This is a genomic window from Nostoc cf. commune SO-36 (assembly GCF_023734775.1).
GTDB classification, from domain to species: domain Bacteria; phylum Cyanobacteriota; class Cyanobacteriia; order Cyanobacteriales; family Nostocaceae; genus Nostoc; species Nostoc commune_A.
This window is the reverse complement of sequence record NZ_AP025732.1, coordinates 1731501-1737500: the sequence shown is the minus strand read 5'-3', so window position 1 is coordinate 1737500 and position 6000 is coordinate 1731501. Positions and strand designations below refer to the sequence as shown.

The 6000-nt window shown below is 44.5% G+C and carries 4 protein-coding genes, 2 tRNA genes and 1 rRNA gene; 4 read left to right on the top strand and 3 right to left on the bottom strand.

The genetic code is table 11. The features are described 5' to 3' along the window. Positions 1 to 166: 166 nt before the first annotated feature. From ANSO36C_RS07605 to ANSO36C_RS07595, 3 genes are all read right to left on the bottom strand, one after another. Positions 167 to 239: transfer RNA gene (locus tag ANSO36C_RS07605), tRNA-Ala, on the bottom strand. 76 nt (positions 240 to 315) lie between these two features. Then, a tRNA-Ile gene (locus ANSO36C_RS07600) sits at positions 316 to 389 on the bottom strand. 131 nt (positions 390 to 520) lie between these two features. Then, a 16S ribosomal RNA gene (locus ANSO36C_RS07595) occupies positions 521 to 2009 on the bottom strand. 668 nt (positions 2010 to 2677) lie between these two features. Here ANSO36C_RS07595 and rsmA point away from each other — a divergent pair. The 4 genes from rsmA to ANSO36C_RS07575 all read left to right on the top strand — a co-directional run bounded on the left by rsmA (position 2678) and on the right by ANSO36C_RS07575 (position 5956). Further along, on the top strand, positions 2678 to 3520 hold the full coding sequence (gene rsmA, locus ANSO36C_RS07590; RefSeq protein WP_251959034.1) for a 16S rRNA (adenine(1518)-N(6)/adenine(1519)-N(6))-dimethyltransferase RsmA: 843 nt from the start codon (positions 2678 to 2680) through the stop codon (positions 3518 to 3520). 68 nt (positions 3521 to 3588) lie between these two features. Continuing rightward, positions 3589 to 4542, top strand: a complete 954-nt coding sequence (gene ispE, locus ANSO36C_RS07585) for a 4-(cytidine 5'-diphospho)-2-C-methyl-D-erythritol kinase (RefSeq protein ID WP_251959033.1) — start codon at positions 3589 to 3591, stop codon at positions 4540 to 4542. Between the two features lie 82 nt (positions 4543 to 4624). After that, entirely contained in the window at positions 4625 to 4954 is a 330-nt protein-coding gene (locus ANSO36C_RS07580) for a DUF3082 domain-containing protein (RefSeq protein ID WP_251959032.1), read from the top strand. 396 nt (positions 4955 to 5350) lie between these two features. Further along, positions 5351 to 5956, top strand: coding sequence for a GerMN domain-containing protein (locus tag ANSO36C_RS07575; RefSeq protein WP_251959031.1), 606 nt, complete (start codon positions 5351 to 5353; stop codon positions 5954 to 5956). The last annotated feature ends 44 nt before the right edge of the window (positions 5957 to 6000 follow it).

Sequence of the window (6000 nt, the reverse complement as noted above, 5' to 3'; positions counted from 1 at the left end):
GCATTCACTACAACATCCATAAAGAATGTCTGTGTCTGCCTGCTAATTTCGCGTTACTATGCAGTTTTCAAGGTTCTGGCTGAGAATAATCTCAGCAGTCTGACAATCAATGTCACGTTGCTGAACTCTCAATATTTTTTGTTTTTTCAATGGCAATTACCACAGGTGGAGGTTAGCGGACTCGAACCGCTGACATCCTGCTTGCAAAGCAGGCGCTCTACCAACTGAGCTAAACCCCCAGATACAATTAAAAATTGATAATTAAAAATTAAAAAAACTTGTAATTTCTAATTCTACATTTTTAATTGATTCAGGTGGGCCATCCTGGACTCGAACCAGGGACCTCACCCTTATCAGGGGTGCGCTCTAACCACCTGAGCTAATAGCCCATTTCGAACCAAATCATAGTTTGAAAGCTTTTTACATATTGCAAGTCTTTGCGACCGACCTAAGGAATGACCAACTTACTATCTATATAGCTGTATGCTTTTCGATATGTAAGGGGTGTAGGTCTCCCTAAAAAGGAGGTGATCCAGCCACACCTTCCGGTACGGCTACCTTGTTACGACTTCACCCCAGTCACCAGTCCTGCCTTAGGCATCCTCCCCCCCGAAAGGTTGGAGTAATGACTTCGGGCACTACCAGCTTCCATGGTGTGACGGGCGGTGTGTACAAGGCCCGGGAACGAATTCACTGCAGTATGCTGACCTGCAATTACTAGCGATTCCTCCTTCACGCAGGCGAGTTGCAGCCTGCGATCTGAACTGAGCTCCGGTTTACGGGATTTGCTTGCATTCGCATGCTTGCTGCCCTCTGTCCGGAGCATTGTAGTACGTGTGTAGCCCAAGGCGTAAGGGGCATGCTGACTTGACGTCATCCCCACCTTCCTCCGGTTTGTCACCGGCAGTCTCTCTAGAGTGCCCAACTTAATGCTGGCAACTAAAAACGAGGGTTGCGCTCGTTGCGGGACTTAACCCAACATCTCACGACACGAGCTGACGACAGCCATGCACCACCTGTGTTCGCGCTCCCGAAGGCACTCTCAACTTTCATCAAGATTCGCGACATGTCAAGCCTTGGTAAGGTTCTTCGCGTTGCATCGAATTAAACCACATACTCCACCGCTTGTGCGGGCCCCCGTCAATTCCTTTGAGTTTCACCGTTGCCGGCGTACTCCCCAGGCGGGATACTTAACGCGTTAGCTACGGCACGGCTCGGGTCGATACAAGCCACGCCTAGTATCCATCGTTTACGGCTAGGACTACTGGGGTATCTAATCCCATTCGCTCCCCTAGCTTTCGTCCCTCAGTGTCAGTTACGGCCTAGCAGAGCGCCTTCGCCACCGGTGTTCTTCCTGATCTCTACGCATTTCACCGCTACACCAGGAATTCCCTCTGCCCCGAACGTACTCTAGCTATGTAGTTTCCACTGCTCTTATGAGGTTGAGCCTCACTCTTTAACAGCAGACTTACATTGCCACCTGCGGACGCTTTACGCCCAATCATTCCGGATAACGCTTGCATCCTCCGTATTACCGCGGCTGCTGGCACGGAGTTAGCCGATGCTTATTCCTCAGGTACCGTCATTGTGTTCTTCCCTGAGAAAAGAGGTTTACGACCCAAGAGCCTTCCTCCCTCACGCGGTATTGCTCCGTCAGGCTTTCGCCCATTGCGGAAAATTCCCCACTGCTGCCTCCCGTAGGAGTCTGGGCCGTGTCTCAGTCCCAGTGTGGCTGATCGTCCTCTCAGACCAGCTACTGATCGTCGCCTTGGGAGTCCATTACACTTCCAACTAGCTAATCAGACGCGAGCTCATCTCTAGGCAGTTAACCTTTCACCTCTCGGCACATCCGGTATTAGCCACCGTTTCCAGTGGTTGTCCCAGACCTAGAGCCAGATTCTCACGCGTTACTCACCCGTCCGCCACTGTGCCCTAAAGCACCGTTCGACTTGCATGTGTTAAGCATACCGCCAGCGTTCATCCTGAGCCAGGATCAAACTCTCCGTTTTGTTGTGTTTCGAGTTTGTGGCTCCGAAAAAAATATTTCCCGGAATCCTATCTATATTCTTGATTATCTTTTTGGTAATTACCAAAAATAAAATCTTTTGACGAGGATTGGTTTTTTCTTAAGCTTTCAAAGTATTATGTTTTTTAGGTTCAGCCGTCGTTTGCGTTCTTTTGCTTCCCGACTTAACTAGAATAACTAGTCATCCCCTAGTTTGTCAAGGGGTAAATTTATTTTTTTCTAAAAATGACTAATCGTTTGACTGGCACTACTTTCAGGTAGATGGCTTAAGCAAGGCGAGGGAGGCGAAAACACGATCGCTAAAATTGACTGTGTGAATAATGCACTTTGCTTGTCCCTAAATGGCATGTGATGAAAGTTGAGGGATTATCCAAAAAGGCAGGAGGTCGTCTTGCTTGAAGGATTTATCCTAAATCCAAACGTTCCAACTAACTATATATAAGAGCATAATTGTTGAGGAACTTGCGGTTTGAGGCTCTGATCCAACAGGCGACGCTTGTATGGATATTTACGCGATCGCCACCGCTACGTTCAGAGAGCGTTTGGAAGAGAAGATAGGAGTTACAGTGAGTCTAGCGCTGTAGAGGGACTTTAAAATTTATAATTAATTTTTGAGAAAAAGCTAAAAACTAGACTAGGCAATAAATACAGATGATCCGACCGCGTAAGGTCTTTGCTCAACATTGGCTCAAAAGTGAAAAGGCGCTCGACGCAATTATTAAAGCAGCTGAGTGTACAGAAAGCGATCGCTCTATCAAAGGCGATCGCATCCTAGAAATTGGCCCTGGAACAGGCATTCTGACTCGTCGTTTATTACCCTTAGTGCAATCTCTGGTTGCAGTTGAAATAGACCGCGATTTATGCCAACTGCTCTCAAAGCAGCTTGGTAAGACTGAAAATTTTTTACTACTGCAAGGGGATTTTCTCACTCTAGATTTACCATCTTATCTGGCAGCCTTTCACAATTTCCAAACGCCAAATAAGGTAGTAGCCAATATTCCCTACAATATTACAGGGCCAATCATTGAGAAACTACTGGGTACGATCGCTAACCCCAACCCTGAACCATTTGACTCAATAGTGTTGCTGGTACAAAAAGAAGTAGCAGAAAGGTTATATGCTAAATCAGGTTCAAAAGCTTTTGGGGCGTTAAGTGTACGGGTACAATATTTGGCTGAGTGTGAGTTAATCTGCCCAGTCCCCGCCACTGCATTCCATCCACCGCCAAAAGTCGATTCAGCAGTGGTGCGATTGCGCCCACGAAAAATAGAAATACCAGCGCTTAATCCCCGACAGTTAGAGAATTTCTTAAAGTTGGGGTTTGGTGCCAAGCGCAAAATGTTACGAAATAATTTGCAATCTGTTATGGAACGCGATCGCTTGAGCCACTTACTGGAACAATTAAAAATAAATCCCCAAGCTAGAGCCGAAGACCTCAGCGTTCAGCAATGGGTAATTTTAGCAAATGAATTGGGAGTAGAAAATAGGGAGTAGGGAAAAAGGCAGATTTTTTCCCATTCCCCATGCTTCATTCCCCATTCTTCATTCCCCCCTCCCAGAAAATGCATTCCTACAGCCTAATTGCCCCTGCCAAAATCAACTTGTATCTGGAAATCATTGGCAATCGCCCCGATGCCTATCACGAGTTAGCCATGATACTTCAAAGCATCGGGCTTGCAGACCAAATTCATGTGCATTCTATCAGCACTGACAATATCCGTGTTCACTGCAACCACCCACAAGTACCGACAGATAAAACTAATCTGGCATACCGGGCAGCAGAATTAATGGTCAGGCAATTTCCCGAAGCCTTTGCTAAATATGGCGGTGTGGAGATTACCATCAATAAACAGATTCCTGTCGCGGCTGGGTTGGCTGGGGGTTCGACGAATGCAGCAGCTGTGTTGGTGGGAATAGATTTACTGTGGAAATTGGGGCTAACTCAGTCCGAATTAGAGGAGTTGGGAAGTACACTTGGTTCAGATATACCATTTTGTGTGGCGGGTGGAACTGCGATCGCAACAGGTAGGGGTGAGCAACTTTCTCCCCTGCCGAGTTTAGATAACATATATATAGTATTGGGGAAATACCGCAGTCTGGAAGTTTCCACACCTTGGGCATACAAAACCTATCGACACCAGTTTAGCAATTCTTATATTAGGGATACCGATAACTTGGCAGCACGTGCTAATGCAGTTCATTCAGGAGCAATAGTCAAAGCTATCTTGGATAAAGATACGCGAGAAATTGCCCAAAAATTGCACAATGATTTAGAGCGCGTGGTATTGCCAGCCTATCCCCAAGTTTTGCAGTTGCGAGAAGTATTTGCCAATCAGGAAGGCGTTTTAGGAACAATGATGTCTGGTTCTGGGCCAACAGTATTTGCTCTTTTTGAGTCTCAAGAGCAGGCAAAAGAAGTTCAGCTGCAAGTGAGAAAAGCAATTCTTGATGAGGACTTAGAATTATTTGTAACTCGGACAATCACACATGGTATTAAAGTGGTATCGTCTGTTTAAATAATTTTTCGTTAATTAAGCATTGGGAGTAGACAAGAATTATTCTTAATGGCCTAATCTAAAATTTAAAATCCAAAATTCTATGAATGATCAAAACTTAACGCCACAAACGGATACTAAAATACAGCCAACAACAAGCCCTTTACGCTGTTTAATTGGGGCGGTTATTTCTGGAGGAATGGGATATGCAATGTATTCGCTGATGATTGCGATCGCGACAAATTTTGCTAGTAAACCTCTCCATTCAATTAATCCATTGGTAATTAAGATTTCTTCTGCTGTTAGAACTCTGGTTGTTGGTGTAGTTGCTTTAGGAAGCGGGATATTTGGTATAGTGGCAATTGGTTTGTTGGCTTTAGGAGTGCAATTGTTAGTGCAGCAATTGACGAAGCCAAAAAGTAGCGAAAACTAAGAGTTTGCTTTTAATCAGCAACCTAAAGATATAGGTTTTTCTCAGGAATCACGATTTTTGATCAGTTATAGCTTGGCGCTTCTATAAGGCTGAATAAGTTGTTACTGCTTTCTCAAGTCTTAGGGGAAAGACCGTGGTGTTAACAAAATTGGCGAGAGAGATGACAGGTATTCTGCTGAAGAAAAATGCAGAATCCAGAATTCAGCCATAGAAGAAGTGGAGAGTTCATATCTGCGACTATTGTTTTTCTGTAATTTCGGTACATAGTATAGCCCTTGACTTAAAGAGATTTCGGGTTGACACTTTATAGACTGGCTCAATATTCACAAGTTTATGCGGAATTGATACCAGATACACTGAAATTGATAGTAGCAACACCATTTATAAGCGAACTTTATGAAAACAACCAAGAGACATTTTTTACCCTTTATTTTTGTGACAATGGTTGTCAGCCTCAGCAGTTGTAGTTCTAACCCCACCACTGGTAATATTGACAGAGGAACGCCATTCGCTACCACAACACCGACAAATGGCTTATCGTCTCAGACTCCCAGCCAAATTCCTAGCGTAGCTCAGTTAAGAGAAAAATCTTCTAGTCAAGAATTTCCTAAGGAAAATACACCTTCCTCATCAACTCCTAAAGCTGTTAGTAGCAAAACTACTAATGTCACAGTATACACAAGTGATACCCAATGCCAAGAACTAATTCCAGAAAAGGTTTCGGTATCAGCCGAGGAGCCAGTGACAAATGTAGTGGGTAAAATCTTAGCAAAACGAGATACTAGCGACTTTAGCTTGTCTGGGTATCGTGTCAACATCAAAAATGGCATTGCTACAGTTGATTTGCGAATATCTCCTGATTCAAAGCGGCAAATAGCTTCTCTTTCTAGTTGTGAACAGTTTGCTTTGTTTAGCAGTCTTCGCAAAACTCTAACGAGTAATGCTCAATGGAATATTAAAGAGGTTCGCTTCACTGAGGCAGGTAAGGATATGGTTCTTTAGGTGAAGTACCTCAACCTGCTTCGCTTACGGTTGGGGCTTCCAAT